This window comes from Burkholderia sp. MSh2, from assembly GCF_000731655.1.
GTDB lineage: Bacteria > Pseudomonadota > Gammaproteobacteria > Burkholderiales > Burkholderiaceae > Burkholderia > Burkholderia paludis.
The window spans coordinates 19,232-36,112 of record NZ_JPGM01000006.1 but is presented as its reverse complement, the minus strand read 5'-3'; the positions used below and the strand labels follow the sequence as shown (position 1 = coordinate 36,112).

The following is a 16,881-nucleotide window of genomic DNA, read 5'->3' as shown; positions in this document are numbered from 1 at the left end:
CGCGCGATCAGCGATAGACGAGATCGGCCCGGCGATTCTGGGCCCACGACTCCTCGTCGTGACCGAGCCCGACCGGCTTTTCCTTGCCGAGGCTGACCGCCTCGAGTTGCGCGGCCGGCACGCCGAGCGTTTCAAGCACACTCGCCACCGCCTGCGAACGGCGCTCGCCGAGCGCGAGGTTGTATTCGGACGTGCCGCGCTCGTCCGTGTTGCCCTGGATCAGCACGTGCCGCGACGGATGGCTGCGCAGGTAGTCGGCATGCGCCTGCAGCAGCGACTGGTATTCGGGCTTGACGGAGTACTGGTCGAAATCGAAGTAGATGCTGCGCTTCGCGAGCGGGCTGTTCGGATTGTCGAGATCGTCGGCCATCACCGTTGCGACGGCTTCGCGCGACGGCGTCTGCGCCATGCCGGCATTCTCGGGGGTTTTCGCCGCGTGATGGCAGCCGGCAAGCAGTACGAAGGCTGCCAGGACCGCAAATCGGTTCAATTTGCTCATCGTTCGTCTCCAGCGATTGACTGCGTTCATGGCGGGGCGCGTGTGACCCGCGCACGCGCGCCGGCCGCGACGGCGCGAACGGTCGGGCCTCGCCGGCGTGATGCGGGTTCGTCTGCCGGCGATGTGCGACAAGCCGGATGAAAGCATGTTGCGGCCGGAACGCCGAAGCACGGCGTCGCTGCAATCAGATTAGGAAAAATGTCGCAACGTGACCAGTTGCTTCGCATTTTTTGCGTCGGCGCGATGATCGGGAGGGCATTCCTGCTCCCGAGCGGGTGTAGCGGGTACGACGCCGGCGCGGCGGGCGCGGGTCGTCGCGCCGCATGTTGCGGCGCGGGGCGCGACCGGTCGCGCGTGCTTGCGGCGACGTGAGCGTGTCGCGCGGCGCGTAGCGGTTCTGCATCACGGGGCGCTTGTTCCGGAACGAGCGCCTTGCAAGATCGTGGGCCGAGCCGTGGGATGGCGCGGGCCCGAGGGCAACCGCCCGGCCAGTCGCCGGGCGGTTGCCAACCCGTCCGAAAGCGAGGTTTCGGCGTGCGCGGGCTCAGGGGCCAGGGCACGCCGATGACTTCCGGATGCGGGCAGCGATCGGCCTGCACGCGGAACGGATGGCGTCCGCGCGCAGGCTGCACGATCAGAACTTGTGGCGCAGCCCCAGCGCGACGACGACCTGGTTGCTGTTCGCCGACGGCGTCAGCGTCCAGACGGTTGCGTTGAACGCGGGATTGCCGTTGCCGCCGCTCACGCTCTGGTAGACGCCTTCGAGGTACGCGTCCGTGCGCTTCGACAGCGCGTAGTCGGCCTGCGCGACGACCTGGTTCCATTTCGGGCGCGTCTGGCCCGTGCGCGTGTCGAAGCGGCCCATCGTGTACGTGTACGCGGCCGAGAGGCTCAACGCGCGCGTGACGAAGAAGCGGCCGTCGACCGTGAAGTTGTCGAACACCAGCGATTCGCCCTTCAGCGGGGCGATGCTGCCGCCCTGGAGCACGCCCGTCACGCCGTCGGTGGTCGAGTGCGACCACGCGGCGCCGACCGAATGCGGCCCGAAGGCATAACGGCCGGCCGCGGCCCAGATCTGCTGGTTGCCGCCCGTGATCGTCGCCGAACCGTCGACCGTGCTGAGCGCGCCGTTCGGGTTCGGCGAGTTGCGATCGCGGCTGATCTTCAGGTAGCCCGCGCCGAGTTTGAGCGGCCCGTTCGCGTACGACACCCCGGCACTCCAGGCCGCATTGTTGGAGAACTGGCCGGCGGTGTTCGAGAACCCGTACATCGCGCCGAACGTCAGTCCGCGGTACGTCGGGCTCGTGTACTTCACCGCCTGGTTGATGCGCAGGTTGCGGTTCGAATCGTCGTTGTCGTACGGATGCACCGCGAGGTTGCCGCCCCAGCCGGGGCCGGACGCGCCGAGCGGCGTCACGAAATCGAGGATCAGGTCGTACTGGCGGCCGAACGTGAGCGTGCCGGCCGTCTTCGAGCTCACGCCCACCCATGCCTGGCGGCCGAACATGTCGACGCCTTTCTGCGACAGCCCGCCGGTGGTGCCGGAGAAGCCGTTCTCGAGCGTAAACACCGCGGCCATCCCGCCGCCGAGATCCTCGCGGCCGCGCAGCCCCCAGCGCGACGCGTTCAGTGCGCCGCTCGTCATCGCGACCGTGCCGCTGCCCGGCGAGCCTGCGCCATGCGTGCGCTGGTTCGTTGCGTACGTGATGGACGTGTCGATCAGGCCGTACAGCGTCACGCTGCTCTGTGCCTGTGCGCCCCCCGGCGCGAAGGCGGTCAGGCAGGCGGCAATGGCGGTCCCCGCGGCGCGAGTGGTGGCGTGCTTGTTCATTTTGTAGGAATGCATAGGAGTTTTTATCGTTTTTCCTCCGGGCCCGGTGGCCGGCGGATCGAGCGGCCATTATTGGAGATCGTGCGGAGTTCGATTAAGGCGTTGCACAGGAAAGGTCCTCTGCGGATTCGCATGGAATCGCGCAGCGGCAACCGGCCGTCGTTCGGCCGGCAATCGGACGCAAAGAGGGCGGGAGGCGCGGGAGGGGCGCGATCGAACGGGCGATGCCGATCGGGCCGTGTCGTGTCCGACGGGCCGGCGCGACGGTGCGGCGGCGATCGCCGCCGGCCGCACCCGGGCGTCGACGCGCACCCGGGATGCGGCGACGGGAGCCGGCGCGTGCGCCTTCGTCAGCCGGGCCGGCGCCCGACGCGCGGCCCGGCGCCGGTCAATGCGGCGCGACCAGGCGCGGATCGATATACGCGTCGACGTCCTGCGACTGCTTGTAGACGCCGTTGCGCACGTTGAACGCATTCGCGTTGCGCGTCGAGCCGTAGATCGAATCGAGCCCGTCGCCCTTGCGGAACGTGCGCTTCGCGGCAGCCTCGTCGAGCAGGTGGGTGCCCTTCAGCAGCGGGAGATATTGTTCCGGCGGCAGCCCGACACGCGCGGACATGATCCTGACCGCATCGGCCTGCGTCTTCGGATCGTTGATGTACGCGACGCAGCGATACCAGACCTTGATCACCTTGCCCCAGTCGGCCCGGCGCGCGGCGAGGCTCGCCGGCGCGACCGTGATCGCGTCGTAGATCAACCCCGGCGCATCCGCCGACGTGAAGATCGCGCGTGCGCCCGGCGCGCGTTTCAACGCCTCGCCGGCGTTCGGCTGCCACGCCGCCACCGCGGCGATGTCGGCCGACGAACCGAGCACCTGCGGCAGTTCGTTGGTCTTTGCATTCACGAGCGTGACGTCGCCGTCCTTCAGCCCGTGTTTCTGCAGCGCGGTTTCGAGCAGCAGATGATCGACCAGGCCGAGTTCGACGCCGACCTTGCGGCCCTTGAGCGCCTCGACGCTGCGCAGCGGCGGCTTGGCGACGATCATGTCGTTGCCGGCGGAATAGTCGGTGAGCAGGATCATCACGTTCTTCGCGCCCGCCGCGCCCGTCACGAGGGCGTCGCCGTTCGTCGCCGCAACCGCGTCGAGCTTGCCGGCGGAAAACGCGTCGAGCGACGCCGAGTAATCGAACCATTCGAAATCGACGTCGACGCCGGCTTCCCTGAACCAGCCCTTGTCGAGCGCGACCTGGAAGGCGACCCAGCCGGGCCAGTCGCTGTAGCCGATCCTGAGCGGCGCGGCCGCGTGCGCGGCGGGCGTCGCCAGCAGGGTGGCGGCCGCGGCGGCGGCCCCCAGTACGTGACGGACGAAACGGAAGGACAGCAGGTGGCGAGGGGCCGGGGCGGGACGGGTCATCGTTGTTCTCCAGGAGACCGGGATCGGGATCGTCGATACGGACCGTGCCCATGCACGGTCCGGCCGCGTGGCCGGTTCCTGCGGAAGCGGAACGAACAGGGCGGCCACGGAGAGGCGCGACGGCCGTTGCCATCGCCAGTCTCCCGGGCTTTTGTCCCGCCGTGTAGCACGTGCGCATCCGGTCTCGCGATCGGACGAAGCCGCGCCGGGCTGCTCTCGGACCAGACGTTCGATGAACCGGAACCCTAGCACCCCTAAGATGCGACGCCGCCGCACCTCTCGGCGTCATACCGAGCGAGAAGCGTGCCAACGGCGCGCGACGGCGTGGTTCAGCGGCGGCGCACGGCGCGCTGCAGTTCGATGAAACGGACGGAAAAGAGCGCGCTCAGCGCACGCCGGAGCAGGTCGAGCTTGTTCATGACTGGGGGGCCTCAAGTGAAGGTGCGTGCATCCAGCAATGCCCGTGCCACGACGGATCGTGCCGCGCAGGCGGGCGCGGTGCGCACTGCGCCGGTGCGCGAGCGCGTTTGCGTGGTGCGCCGCACGCCCGCCGCGAGGGCAGGCGGTGGCCGTGCGCGACGGGCGCGGCCCGCGTGTGCGCGCCACGGCGCAGCCGTCGAGCAGCCGTCGAGCAGCCGTCGAGCAGCCGTCGACCGATAGCTGGCACGCAACTCGCTTGGTGGTTGCCCGAGAGGTGCGAAGCAATTTGCATCATCTTCAGGATCGCTAGGGTTCCGGTCGTGCGGCGTTCGCGTCGCGCGACGGCTGGTCCGAGAGCAATCCGGTCTTGCCCCTTCCTCGCTGCGAGGAAACGGCGAGGCTCCACGGAGGGATAAAAGCCCGGGAGGTCGCGATGTCGTTCGGTCGCCCTCTCACGCCTTTTGTCCAACCGATCCACGGAGCCGCCATGTCGCCGAGCCCCCAAGCCGTCCTTGCCCCGCCGCCGCACGTCGTGTGGGAAACGCTGATCCCCGCCGGAACCCACTGGTCCGGCATCCTGCGCCGCGGTCTCGCGCTGCGCGTCGTCGACGTCGACGGCGGCGCGAACCTGTCCGCCGTGTTTCATCGCCACGAAGACCCGCTCGAGCGCTACAACATGGCCGATACGCTGAAGGCGCAGCACACCGCGCATCTCACGCGCGGCCATGCGCTGTACACCGACATGGGGCGCGTGATCGCGTCGATCACGGCCGACACGCTCGGCTGGCACGACCCGCTCGGCGGCGTCGGCGACGCGCGGCTGTTCGCGCACAAGTACGGCACGACGTCCTACCAGGCCGATCGCAACGCGATGATCCGCAACGGCCGCGACAGCCTCGTGCTCGAACTCGCGAAATACGGGCTGTCGGCGCGCGATCTCGCCGCCAACGTCAACTTCTTCAGCCGGCTCGACACGCGCGACGACGGCACGCTGGATTTCGTCGCCGGACATTCGCCGGCGGGCAGCGCCGTCGACCTGCGCTTCGAGATGAACACGCTCGCGGCGTTCTCGACCGCGCCGCATCCGCTCGATCCGCGCCCGGACCATGCGCCCGGGGCCGTGAAGCTGATCGCGTACCGCGCGTATCCGGCCGACGGCGCCGCGCCCGGCGACGACCCGTGCCGCCGCGCCTGCGCGGAGAACACGCGCGGCTTCGCGAACACCGACCGACTGTTCGCATGAGGAGCCTGGCCATGCCGATCATCGAAAGCCGTCTCGACACGCGCGACGCGATCCACGACACCACGCTGAACGCCGGCGAACCGTGGCTGCACGACCTGAAGCGCGGGCAGGTGTTCCGCATCCTCGACCTGGAGGGCAACCAGGCCGTCGACACGCTGTTCTACCGGTCCGACGACACCGGGGAGCGTTACAGCGCCCAGGACACCATCCGCGCGCAGCGCAACCTGTACCTGAGCGCGGGCAGCGTGCTGCTGTCGAACCGGGGCAACCCGATGGCGACGATCGTTGCCGATACCTGCGGCCGCCACGATACGCTCGGCGGCGCCTGCGCGGCCGAGAGCAACACCGTGCGCTACGCGCCCGATACGCGCCACATGCACAACTGCCGCGACAGCTTCCTCAACGCGATCGTGCATTGCACGTGCGGCGCGGGCGCGCGGCTCACCAAGCGCGACCTCGTCGGCAACGTCAACTTCTTCATGAACGTGCCCGTCACGCCGCTCGGCGGGCTGACGTTCGAGGACGGCATTTCCGCTCCCGGCAAGTACGTCGAGCTGCGCGCGGAGATGGACGTGACGGTGCTGATCTCGAACTGCCCGCAGCTCAACAATCCGTGCAACGGCTACCGCCCGACGCCCGTGCGCCTCACGATCTGGGAGGCCGCATGAGATTCGCCAAGGTCCTCGTCGCGAACCGCGGCGAAATCGCGTGCCGCGTGATCCGCACGCTGAAGCGGCTCGGGATCGCGTCGGTCGCGATCTACTCGGACGCCGACCGCGACGCCCGTCACGTGACGCTCGCCGACGAAGCCGTGCGGGTCGGCCCCGCGCCGGCGGCGGACAGCTACCTGAACGTCGCGGCGATCCTCGCCGCCGCGCGCGAGACGGGCGCGCAAGCCGTGCATCCCGGCTACGGCTTCCTGTCCGAGCATGCCGGCTTCGCCGACGCATGCGAAGCCGCGGGCCTGCGCTTCATCGGGCCGCGCGGCGACCAGATGCGCGCGTTCGGCCTCAAGCACACCGCGCGCGAACTCGCCGCCGCACAGGGCGTCGCGCTGCTGCCGGGCACGGGCCTGCTCGACGACGCAATGGCGGCGCGCGCGCAAGCCGACGCGATCGGCTATCCGGTGATGCTGAAAAGCACCGCGGGCGGCGGCGGGATCGGCATGTCCCTGTGTCGCGACGCCGCGCAACTCGACGCCGCGTTCGAATCGGTGGTGCGGCTCGGCCGCGCGAATTTCGCGCATGCCGGCGTGTATCTGGAGAAGTTCGTCGAGCATGCGCGCCACATCGAAGTGCAGATCTTCGGCGACGGCCGGGGCGGCGCGATCGCGCTCGGCGAACGCGACTGCTCGGTGCAGCGGCGCAACCAGAAGGTGATCGAGGAAACGCCCGCGCCGGGCCTGACCGACGCGGAGCGCGATGCGCTGCACGCGAGCGCGGTCGGGCTTGCCCGCGCGGTCGGCTACGCGTCGGCCGGCACGGTCGAATTCGTGTTCGACGCGCAGGCGCGCCGGTTCTACTTCCTCGAGGTGAACACGCGGCTGCAGGTCGAGCATTGCGTGACCGAAGCGGTGACGGGCGTCGACCTCGTGGAATGGATGATCCTGCAGGCCGAGGGCGATCTGCCGCCGCTCGACACGCTCGCCGTCGCGCCGCGCGGCGCGAGCATCCAGGTACGGCTTTACGCCGAGGATCCGCACAAGCAGTTCCTGCCGAGCGCGGGGCTGCTGACGCACGTCGCGTTTCCGGACGACGTGCGGGTCGACGGATGGATCGACGCGGGCACCGAGATCAGCGCGCATTACGATCCGCTGCTCGCGAAGCTGATCGTGCGCGGCGATACCCGGCGCGATGCGCTGGCCGCGCTGCAGGACGCGCTGGCGCGCACCCGGCTGTACGGGATCGAGACGAATCTCGACTATCTGCGCGCGATCGCCGGCTCGGACACGTTCGCGCGCGGCGCGGCGACCACGGCCTTCCTGTCCCGTTTCGCGTTCGCGCCTCACACGATCGACGTGCTCGACGGCGGCGTGCAGACCACCGTGCAGCAGACGCCCGGGCGGGTTGGCTACTGGAGCGTCGGCGTGCCGCCGTCCGGGCCGATGGACGATCGCGCGTTCGATCTCGCGAACGCGCTGCTCGGCAATGCGCGCGACGCGGCCGGGCTGGAGTTCACGATGGTCGGCGCGACGCTGCGCTTCAATACCGGGGCGCTGTTCGTGCTCGGCGGCGCGCCGCTCGCGGCCACGCTCGACGGCGAGCCCGCACCGTTCTGGCAGGTGCTGCGCGCGCGGCCGGGCGCGGTGCTGAAGCTGGGCGGCGTGACGGGCGCCGGCGTGCGCGCGTGCCTGGCCGTGAAAGGCGGGCTGCAGGTGCCCGACACGCTCGGCAGCAAGGCGACCTTCACGCTCGGCCAGTTCGGCGGCCATGCGGGGCGCGCGCTGCGCAAGGGCGACGTGCTGCATCTGGATGCCGATGCGGGGCGCGGCGACGCCGGCGCGACGCTGGCCACGGCCGACATCCCCGCGCTGACGCACGCATGGACGCTCGGCGTGCTCGACGGCCCGCACGGCGCGCCGGATTTCTTCACGAGCGACGACATCGCGATGCTGTACCGCACGCAGTGGACGGTCCATTACAACTCGAGCCGGACCGGCGTCCGGCTGCTCGGCCCGAAGCCGCAGTGGGCGCGGGCGGACGGCGGCGAGGCCGGCCTGCACCCGTCCAACATTCACGACAACGCGTATGCGATCGGCGCGGTCGACTTCACCGGCGACATGCCGGTGATCCTCGGCCCGGACGGCCCGAGCCTCGGCGGCTTCGTGTGCCCCGTGACGGTCGTGCGCGACGAGCTGTGGAAGCTCGGCCAACTGCGGCCGGGCGATACCGTGCAGTTCGTCCGCGCCCGCGTGTCGGCCGGGACGGCCGTCGACGCGCTCCCGCATGCGGCCGGCGCCGCGCCGGACGATTGCGTGCTGGATCGCGACCCGTCGGCCGGCGGCGGCATCGGCGTCGTCTACCGGCGCTCGGGCGACCGGAACGTGCTGATCGAATACGGGCCGCTCGCGCTCGACCTGAACCTGCGCTTTCGCGTGCACGCGCTGATGTGCTGGCTCGACGCGCACCGGCTGCCCGGCATGCTCGACCTGACGCCGGGCATCCGGTCGCTGCAGGTGCAGTTCGACGCCCGGGCGCTGCCGCTCGCCGCGCTGCTCGCGCACCTGCAGGCGGCCGAGCGCGAACTGCCCGACGTGGCCGACATGCGCGTGCCGAACCGCATCGTGCACCTGCCGCTGTCGTGGGACGACCCGTCGACGCGCATCGCGATCGAGCGCTACATGCAGTCGGTGCGGCCCGATGCGCCGTGGTGTCCGAGCAATATCGAATTCATCCGCCGGATCAACGGTCTCGACAGCATCGACGACGTGAAGCGCATCGTGTTCGACGCGCGTTATCTGGTGATGGGCCTCGGCGACGTGTATCTCGGCGCGCCGGTCGCGACGCCGCTCGATCCGCGTCACCGGCTCGTGACGACGAAATACAACCCGGCGCGGACCTGGACGCCGGAGAACGCGGTGGGTATCGGCGGCGCCTACCTGTGCGTGTACGGGATGGAGGGGCCCGGCGGCTACCAGTTCGTCGGCCGCACCGTCCAGATGTGGAACCGTCACCGGACCACGCGCGAGTTCGAAGCCGGCAAGCCCTGGCTGCTGCGCTTCTTCGACGAGATCCGCTTTCACGAGGTGAGCGAGGCCGAGCTGGCGGCGCTGCGCGTGGATTTCATCGCGGGCCGGGCGGGGCTGGAGATCGAGGAATCGGTGTTCGATCTCGGCGAGTACAACCGCTTCCTGCGCGACGAGGCGGATTCGATCGCCGCGTTCAAGGCGTCGCAGCAGGCGGCGTTCGAAGCGGAACGCGAACGGTGGCGGGCGGCTGGCCATGCCGAATACGTCGGCGACGCGACGTCGGGCGATCCGGAAGCCGCGCGCGACGCCGGGGTGCTCGCCGATACGCAGCGCGCGATTGCGGCGGACGTGTCGGGCAGCGTATGGAAGGTGCTGGTCGAAGCCGGCGAGCGCGTGAGCGCGGGGCAGGCCGTCGCGATCGTCGAGTCGATGAAGATGGAGGTCACGGTGACGGCGGCGGACGACGGCACGATCGAGACGATCGACTGCGCGCCGGGCGCGGCGGTGGTGGCCGGCCAGCGGCTGATGGTGATGACGACCGGCGCCGCCGAGGCGGTCGCATGAGCACGACGGCGCGTTCGACCCTGCTGCGGCGCCCGGCGGCGTTGCCGCGCGACCGCCACGCGCGGCGCGACCGGCGCGACCGGCGCACTGCAATGCACACCCGGTCGCGCGGCCTGTCGGCATCCGCGCGACCGGCAACCGAAACGATACGGAGATTCCCATGTCAATGACCCGCAACACGACCGGATGGCTCGCGGTGCGCCGCGAGCTGACGACGCGCGGCAAATGGACGCTCGGCGCGGCGTCCTTCCTGCTGCCGTTCGCCGTCTGGTGCCTGATCAGCTATGTGCCGTTCGTCTGGCATCCGCAAATGCGCATCACGAACCCGGGAAGCGTCGACTATTTCCAGCCCGGCATGCAGATCGACCGCGACGTGTTCGACGACGAGCTCGCGCATGCGCGCGCGACGCACGCCGCCGTGCCGGAAGGCGTGCGCGCGAACCCGGTCTACCTGCCTGCGCCGCATCAGGTGCTGCGCGCGTTCTACACGGCGTTCACGACGCCGCCGGCATCGCGCGACGGCGTGTGGCTGCACGAAAGCCTGTGGCACAGCATCCGGATCATCTTCTGGGGCTTCGCGATCTCGTCCGCGATCGGCGTGCCGCTCGGCATCGTCTGCGGCACCTTCAGCGCGCTCGCCAGGCTGCAGGAGCCGTTCCTGGAGTTTTTCCGCTACCTGCCCGCGCCGGCGTTCGGCGCGCTGATGGTCGCGGTGCTCGGCATCTACGACGCGCCGAAGGTCGCGATCATCGTGATCGGGACGCTGTTCCAGCAGGTACTGATTGTCGCGAACACGACGCGCAAGCTCGAATACGGGCTGTTCGAGGCCGCGATGACGCTCGGCACGAAGCGACTGAAGCTGCTCACCCACGTGGTGATCCCCGGCGTGCTGCCGGACCTGTATCGCGACCAGCGGATCCTGCTCGGCTGGGCGTGGACCTACCTGATCGTCGCCGAACTGGTCGGCACGAGCTCGGGCATCACGTGGTACATCAGCCAGCAGGCCCGCTACCAGCATTTCGACAACGTCTATGCGGCGATCCTGATGATCGGGATCATCGGGCTGGGCACCGACATCGTGCTCGCGCTGCTCGGCCGCAAGCTGTTTCCGTGGGACCGCACGCTGAAAGCGTGACGCCCGTTGACCCGCCCCCATCGACCGATTTCCGCGGAGACCATCATGCAGAACCCGCAAGCCGTTCCCGATTACCTGATGCAATCCGACGCGGTGCGCGAGCGCTTCGCGCGGCTGAAAAGCCGCGACGTGATACTCGACGTGCGCCATGTCGGCAAGCGTTTCCGGTCGCCGCAGGGCGAATGTGTCGCACTCGACGACATCAGTTTCCGTACGTACCGGCGCGAGTTCGTGTGCGTGATCGGCCCGTCCGGTTGCGGCAAGTCGACGTTGATCCGGATCCTTGCCGGGCTGGACGCGCAGACGAGCGGCGAGGTGCTGCTGGACGGCAAGCCCGTGCAGGGGCCGGGCGCCGATCGCGGGATGGTGTTCCAGGGCTATACGCTGTTCCCGTGGCTCACCGTGAAGAAGAACGTGATGTTCGGCCTGCGGATGAACGGCAGCGGCAGCGGCGAAGCCGAGCGCGAAGCGCTGCAGTGGCTCGATCTCGTCGGGCTGACGCGTTTCGCGGACGTGTATCCGCACCAGTTGTCGGGCGGGATGAAGCAGCGCGTGGCGATCGCCCGCGCGCTCGCGAACCGTCCGCGCATCCTGCTGATGGACGAGCCGTTCGGCGCGCTCGACGCGCAGACGCGGGCGAGGATGCAGGCGCATCTGCTCGACATCTGGCGCAATATCGACGTGACGATCCTGTTCATCACGCACGATCTCGACGAGGCGATCCTGCTGGCGGACCGGATTCTCGTGCTGAAGGCGAATCCGGGCGCGGTGCAGGAACTGATCGAGGTGCCGGTGCCGCGGCCGCGCGATGCGTCGCAGGTCAATACGCCCGAATTCGTCGCGACCAAGGCGCGGCTCGAAGCGTTGATCCATCCGAAGGAGGCGGCGGTGGACGACGACGGCGTGCGGCCGCACATGATCCGCATGACGGACGTGTCGGACAACGTCGAGTGAGCCGTGACGGCGACGGCCGGCGGGCCGTCGCGAACCTAGCCGCGGGCGAGCGCCAGCGCCGCGGCGACGTCGCCGCGTCGATACGCGGCGCGGACGGCCGCTGCCTGCGCCGCGACGCGGTCGGCGGGCGGCCGGCTGCGCAGGCGCACGGCGACCCGCGGCAGCGCGGCGAGCTGGCGCCGAAGGTCGACGATCAGCCGGCAGCAGCGGGAGGCCGAAGACGGCGCATCCGGGCGCACGGCGGCTTCGGCCAGCCCGGCCGTCCATGCGACGCCGCGATGGCGCCTGACTTCGTCGAGGCGCGGAAGATGGCGCGCGTCGCCCGACAGCGCGATCAGCAGCGCGGCCCAGTGCGCGCCGCGCCATCCGTGTTCGGGCTCGCACGTCAGGGCGGCCAGCACCGCGTCGTCGAGCACGGACAGGCTTTGCTGGCACAGATAGTGGAAGTCGAGCGGCTGGTAGCGCAGCGCCGGATAGTCGCGCAGCACGTGCGCGAGTTCGGCGCCGGTATCGACGGCGTCGGCCAGGAACCGTTCGGCCGGAGCAGGGCGGTTCAGCCGCAGCGTCGGCACGCCCAGAAACAACCGGGCGATGTCGTCGGGGTGATAGTGCATCGCGAATGTCGTGGTGGTGGCCGGAACCGGCGGACACGACGCGCGGGCCGGATCGGCGAAGGGGCGCGGGCATCCGCCGGGCCGGCGGCCGGGAAGCGTGACCCTTGCCGTGGCGCGGACAATGAATACGCCGATTCTACAGACGCGCCGCGCGACCGGGGGCGCGGCCGGCCGGCGGGGTGTCGCGCTCGCCGCATCGGTGCCTACGCTTCGGTGTTCGCCGGCCCGGTTCGCGGCGCAGCCGTTCGATGGCGAACGCCGGCGATATAGAACGCGCAGCCCGTGACGGCGAAGCCGGCCATGATGTAGAACAGCGCGTTCGCGCCGAGCCGGCTGTCGAGCAGGAAGCCGCACATCAGGGTATTCAGGCCGCCGCCCAGCATCGCGATGTTTTGTACGCCGAAGTAAGCGCCTTTCATGTCGTGACGGGCGATCGAATCGACGAACATGAATTCCGACGGCACGATCAGGATTTCGCCGAGCGTGAAGATGAGCGTTCCGGCGATCCAGAAGGCCACCAGCATGGAATGGTCGTACACCAGCAGCCCGGCAATCAGCATGACACTGCCGGCCACCACGGCCGCGAGCATGTTCCGCTGGGAAATCCGGCTGCCGACCAGGTATTGCAGCAGGATCACGGTTGCGGCGTTGACGGCCGTGGTGAGCGAAATCAGCGTCTCGGCCCGGGCCGTGTCCGTCACGTGCCCGACATACTGCGACAGATAGGTGGCGAAGCGGGCATAGACGAGCGAGCTGAACAGGCCGCCGAGCGTAAACAGCTGCAGCCGCGTATCGCCGGCCAGCACGGCCAGGATTTCCCGCACGGGCGGCTGCGATCGGGCCTGCGGACCGGCCGCGTTCGCATCGGCGCGATAGCGCCGGGCGTACGCGAGCAGAACGGCCAGCGCCACGACGTTCAACACGGCGGACACGAGCATCGGCGCCAGCGCCGACCGGTGGCTGAGCGCGAGGCCGACGACCGGCGCGGTGCAGAACGCCAGGTTGATGATCGTGTAATTGGCCGAGAAGGCGGCGCCGCGCCGGTGTTCGGGAAGGACCGCGGTCAGCAGGGACTTCACCGACAGATGCATCGTCGTGAATGCCAGTTCGATCGCCACCAGGCACGCGAAGATCAACCAGAAGCGCGTCGTCGTCGGGATCAGCGCGTAGATCGCGGCGGACAGCGCGACGACCAGCAGCAGCGCGCGCAGCGGCGTGACGCGGTCCACCACGATCCCGCAGTAAATGCCGCCGAGCGTCGCGATCATCACGGAGCAACCGAGCGCGTAGCCGACCTGCACGGGCGTGAACCCGACGGCCGTCGACAGGTAGATCGGAAAGAAGGTGAACGTCAATGCCCGGCTGAAGTTCAGCAGAAAGGCCAGCGCGAGCAGCGGCCGCAATACGGGTGCGTCAGTCATTCGGCATCAGCTCCCGCGAATCGAGCCGGGCCGCGGTTTCGTCGACGATGCCGTCGACGTCCGGTTCGCGGCCGGCTTGCCGCAGGCAGTGGCCGAGCGCGGACACGAGGCGCAGGACCGCCTGCGGGCGGCACTGTTCCCCCATCTGGCCGACGCGCAGCAGCGGCAGGCCGAAGGTGGTCGAGATCTCCACGCGATGCAGGTCGCGCATGCGCGCGACGAACGCATCGGGCTGCAGCCCGTCGGGCAGATGAAAACCGATCACCGAATGCAGGCGCGTCGGCGGCGGCGCGGCCAGCGTCAGGCCCAGTTTCGGCAGTGCATCCTGCACCGCGGCCGAACTCGCGCGATGCCGTTCGATCCGTGCCGGCAGGGTCTCCTCGTTCAGCAGGCGCAGCGCCTCGTGCAACGCGAACAGGCCGTTGACGGGGGCCGTGTAGTGATAGCGGCGCTCGTGCCAGAACGCCTGTGCCAGGGCGGCGTCGAGGCACCAGTGCGCGGGCCGGAAATCGCGTCTGGCGATGCGTTCCCAGGCCCGGTCGGAGAACGCGACCAGCGACACGCCGGGTATCGACGACAGCCCCTTCTGGCCGCCGCAGAACACCGCGTCGAGTTGCCACGCATCCATCGGCAACGCCGTGGTGCCGACCGTGCAGACCGCGTCGACCACGCTCAGCGCATCGTATCGGCCGCACAGTGCCGCAATCGCCGGCAGCGCGTGGTTGATCGTGGTCGACGAGGTTTCGCCGTGCACCACCGTGACGAGGTCGGGACGGTAGCGCGCAAGGTGCTGCTCGAACCGGTCGATCGGAAAGCGCGCGTGGCCGTCGAACCGGAACACCTCGACGCCGGCTTGCAGGCGCGCGGCCATCTCGGCCAGCCGCGCGCCGAAATGGCCGCCGACGACGGCGAGCACCCGCGATCGCGCGTTCGCCAGGTTGGCGAGCGCCATTTCACCGGCGGCCGAACCGGGGCCGGCCAGGCCGAGGATCCACGGCGTCGCGGTCTGGAACGCGTAACGCGCCATGTCCTTGAGCTGGTCGAGCACGTCGTTCATGTCCGGGCCGAGATGGCTCGCGACATGCATGTTGGCCTGCCGTACCGAGAGCGGTTGCGGGACGGGGCCCGCGCCCATCAACAGCACGTCGCGCCGGAACAGGCCCTGCTGCAGGGGCGGGCAGGATCGCGCTTCGATCACGGCGTGACCTCCAGGTCGCTCTGGCGATGGTCTTCGACCAGGCGCACCTTGCCGCTGACGGGGTTGCGCGTCAGCGCGCCCTGCGCGAACTGGACGACTTCCACCTCGAATTGCAGCAACTGGTCGGACACCAGGTCGTGCGGCCGCAAGGCCGGCAGCGTGTCGATCAGATGCTGTCGCAGCGCGAGCGTGTCGAGCCGTTCCGGCGATTCGAGATTGACTTGCAGGGTCTCGTATTGCTGCTGACGACGGATGCTCAACTGCAGCTGGATGACCGGCACATGCGCGAGGGCGTCGACGATTTCCTGGTGATAGAGCGCCTGGCGGCCGTTGAGGATGATCAGCCCGTCGCCGCGGCCCAGGTATTCGAGCGCGCGGCCGTGCGGATGCGCGACGATCCGGCCGAGGTCGCCGATCCGGTAGCGCACCAGCGGGTATTCGAACTTCTGCCAGTTGGTGATCAGGATGTGGCCTTGCTGGCCGTCGGGCACCGGTTTGCCGTCGTCGTCGACGATCTCGACATAGTTGTAGTCGTCGACCAGCAGATGCGTGGCGCCGCCGAGGCCGTCGGGCTGGTAGCCGATCTGCGCCCCGTCGTTGGCCGCGAGGATGCTGCGGATCACGCTCACGCCGAACTCGGCCTTCAACCAGCGCTTGCGGCTTTCCTGCCAGGGCGCACCGCCGTAGATGACCTTCTCGATCCGGAATTCGGGATCGATCTGCCTGGCGCCGTTCAGCAGCGTTTCGAGCAGGCTGGGAATGCCGATCACGACATTGACGCCGAACGCGCGGCGCAACTGGACCAGTTCCTCGGGCGTCACGTTCTGCCCGACCGTATAGGATTCCACGGGCATCACGGCGAGCTCCTGGGAACTCGTCAGCATGCCGCCGTACAGGTGGCCGCCGTACAGCGTATTGACGACCTTGTCGCCCGGCGTGAGGCCGGAGTCGTACAGCATCTGCACGGCTTCCTGCAGCATGCTTTGCCAGTCGTGGCGCGAATAGGGAATGTAGCGTTTCTTTCCGCCGCTGGAGCCCGAAACCAGCACCTCGCCGGTCGGCAGCGCGCCCGAACCCATGCCGGTGCCGTTCGGCGGCGAATGGGCCTCGAGCGCGGCCTTGTCCAGCACCGGAAAAGCGCCGAATGCCGCGATCGTGTCGGGAAGCGGCGTCCCGCGGTAGTACGGAAGCTGCCGGAGCGCGTGAGACAGGAAGCGCACCCGGCTGTCGAGCCGCCGCGCGCGGTCGGCTGCGCTCGCCTGGCGACGCGCGTCGGTCAGCGATACGCCGGCCAGGTAGATCCGCTCGACCAGCACCGCGCTCCAGGCGTGCGAGAGATCCAGCTCCAGCGGATAGGGCGCGGCGGCCCCCGGCGCGGTCCGGTAGCGGATCGCGGGCGTCCCGGCGTCGTCGCCGGGCGCGCGCAGCGGGGGGACCTCGACGCGCAGCGAGCCGTCGTCCGGTTCCGGGTTCAGCGAAAACGCGAACGGCACGAAGGTGCGCAACTGCGCGGCGACTTCGGCGACGGCCGCCCAGAACGCGTCGTATTCGCTCGCCACCGCCACCCGGTTCCCGGTCAGCCACGCGAGCAGCACGCCGCGCCATTGCGCCTCCAGGCTTCGACCGGTGATCGTGACGGCGCCGCGCGGGCGCAGTTCGGTGACGTCGTTGCGATCGGCGTGGTAGATCCACGGCAGCGCGTGCAGGTTGCCGAGGCCGCGCCAGACGGCTTGCCCGAGGGCGGCGGGATCGAACAGCGCGGCAATCTCGCCGGCCTGTTGCGGCGTCAGGCGCCGACGCCAGCCGGTCTGGTCCCGCAGCGCGTCGAAGAGTGACGAAAGCGTGATGATGCGATCGGTAATGTCGTGCATGGTGAAGGTTCGGGCTGGAGTAGGAACGAGGC

At 69.5% G+C, this 16,881-nt stretch carries 12 protein-coding genes and 2 riboswitches; of the genes, 5 read left to right on the top strand and 7 right to left on the bottom strand.

All coding sequences use genetic code 11. The annotated features are described in order from the left end of the window. Positions 1-7: 7 nt before the first annotated feature. The 3 genes from pal to GQ57_RS04750 all read right to left on the bottom strand — a co-directional run bounded on the left by pal (position 8) and on the right by GQ57_RS04750 (position 3,741). Entirely contained in the window at positions 8-499 is a 492-nt protein-coding gene (gene pal / locus GQ57_RS04760) for a peptidoglycan-associated lipoprotein Pal (protein ID WP_031397510.1), read from the bottom strand. A gap of 634 nt (positions 500-1,133) precedes the next feature. Continuing rightward, on the bottom strand, positions 1,134-2,345 hold the full coding sequence (locus GQ57_RS04755) for a porin (RefSeq protein WP_081896589.1): 1,212 nt from the start codon (positions 2,343-2,345) through the stop codon (positions 1,134-1,136). Between the two features lie 373 nt (positions 2,346-2,718). Beyond that, positions 2,719-3,741: an ABC transporter substrate-binding protein gene (locus GQ57_RS04750; protein ID WP_031397508.1), complete on the bottom strand. Its 1,023-nt coding sequence runs from the start codon at positions 3,739-3,741 to the stop codon at positions 2,719-2,721. Positions 3,742-3,879: 138 nt separating this feature from the next. Further along, a riboswitch (guanidine-I (ykkC/yxkD leader) is annotated at positions 3,880-4,001 on the bottom strand. A gap of 455 nt (positions 4,002-4,456) precedes the next feature. Beyond that, a riboswitch (guanidine-I (ykkC/yxkD leader) is annotated at positions 4,457-4,590 on the top strand. A gap of 58 nt (positions 4,591-4,648) precedes the next feature. On the opposite strand from GQ57_RS04750, the gene GQ57_RS04745 reads away from it, so the two are divergent. From GQ57_RS04745 to GQ57_RS04725, 5 genes are all read left to right on the top strand, one after another. Beyond that, a complete protein-coding gene (locus GQ57_RS04745) occupies positions 4,649-5,404 on the top strand; it encodes an urea amidolyase associated protein UAAP1 (RefSeq protein WP_034197247.1) in 756 nt (251 codons plus the stop codon). Positions 5,405-5,415: 11 nt separating this feature from the next. Continuing rightward, entirely contained in the window at positions 5,416-6,072 is a 657-nt protein-coding gene (locus tag GQ57_RS04740) for an urea amidolyase associated protein UAAP2 (RefSeq protein ID WP_031397506.1), read from the top strand. Then, the gene (gene uca / locus GQ57_RS04735) at positions 6,069-9,656 is read left to right on the top strand and encodes an urea carboxylase (RefSeq protein WP_034197246.1); all 3,588 of its coding nucleotides are present in this window, start codon (positions 6,069-6,071) and stop codon (positions 9,654-9,656) included. The genes GQ57_RS04740 and uca overlap by 4 nt, the downstream gene beginning before the upstream one ends. Positions 9,657-9,816: 160 nt before the next feature. After that, positions 9,817-10,791: an ABC transporter permease gene (locus tag GQ57_RS04730; RefSeq protein ID WP_031397504.1), complete on the top strand. Its 975-nt coding sequence runs from the start codon at positions 9,817-9,819 to the stop codon at positions 10,789-10,791. Positions 10,792-10,836: 45 nt separating this feature from the next. After that, entirely contained in the window at positions 10,837-11,745 is a 909-nt protein-coding gene (locus tag GQ57_RS04725) for an ABC transporter ATP-binding protein (RefSeq protein ID WP_034197245.1), read from the top strand. Between the two features lie 35 nt (positions 11,746-11,780). Here the strand turns inward: GQ57_RS04725 and GQ57_RS04720 are convergent, their stop codons facing one another. The 4 genes from GQ57_RS04720 to GQ57_RS04705 all read right to left on the bottom strand — a co-directional run bounded on the left by GQ57_RS04720 (position 11,781) and on the right by GQ57_RS04705 (position 16,849). Continuing rightward, entirely contained in the window at positions 11,781-12,359 is a 579-nt protein-coding gene (locus GQ57_RS04720) for a hypothetical protein (protein WP_031397502.1), read from the bottom strand. Between the two features lie 203 nt (positions 12,360-12,562). Further along, positions 12,563-13,780 carry an MFS transporter gene (locus GQ57_RS04715; protein ID WP_052001082.1) on the bottom strand — a complete coding sequence of 406 codons (1,218 nt, stop codon included), beginning with the start codon at positions 13,778-13,780 and terminating at the stop codon, positions 12,563-12,565. After that, positions 13,773-14,978, bottom strand: a complete 1,206-nt coding sequence (locus tag GQ57_RS04710; protein ID WP_063934555.1) for a pyridoxal-phosphate-dependent aminotransferase family protein — start codon at positions 14,976-14,978, stop codon at positions 13,773-13,775. The genes GQ57_RS04715 and GQ57_RS04710 overlap by 8 nt, the downstream gene beginning before the upstream one ends. Further along, positions 14,975-16,849, bottom strand: a complete 1,875-nt coding sequence (locus GQ57_RS04705) for a phenylacetate--CoA ligase family protein (RefSeq protein ID WP_052001079.1) — start codon at positions 16,847-16,849, stop codon at positions 14,975-14,977. Before GQ57_RS04705 ends, GQ57_RS04710 begins: the two co-directional genes overlap by 4 nt. Positions 16,850-16,881 lie beyond the last annotated feature (32 nt).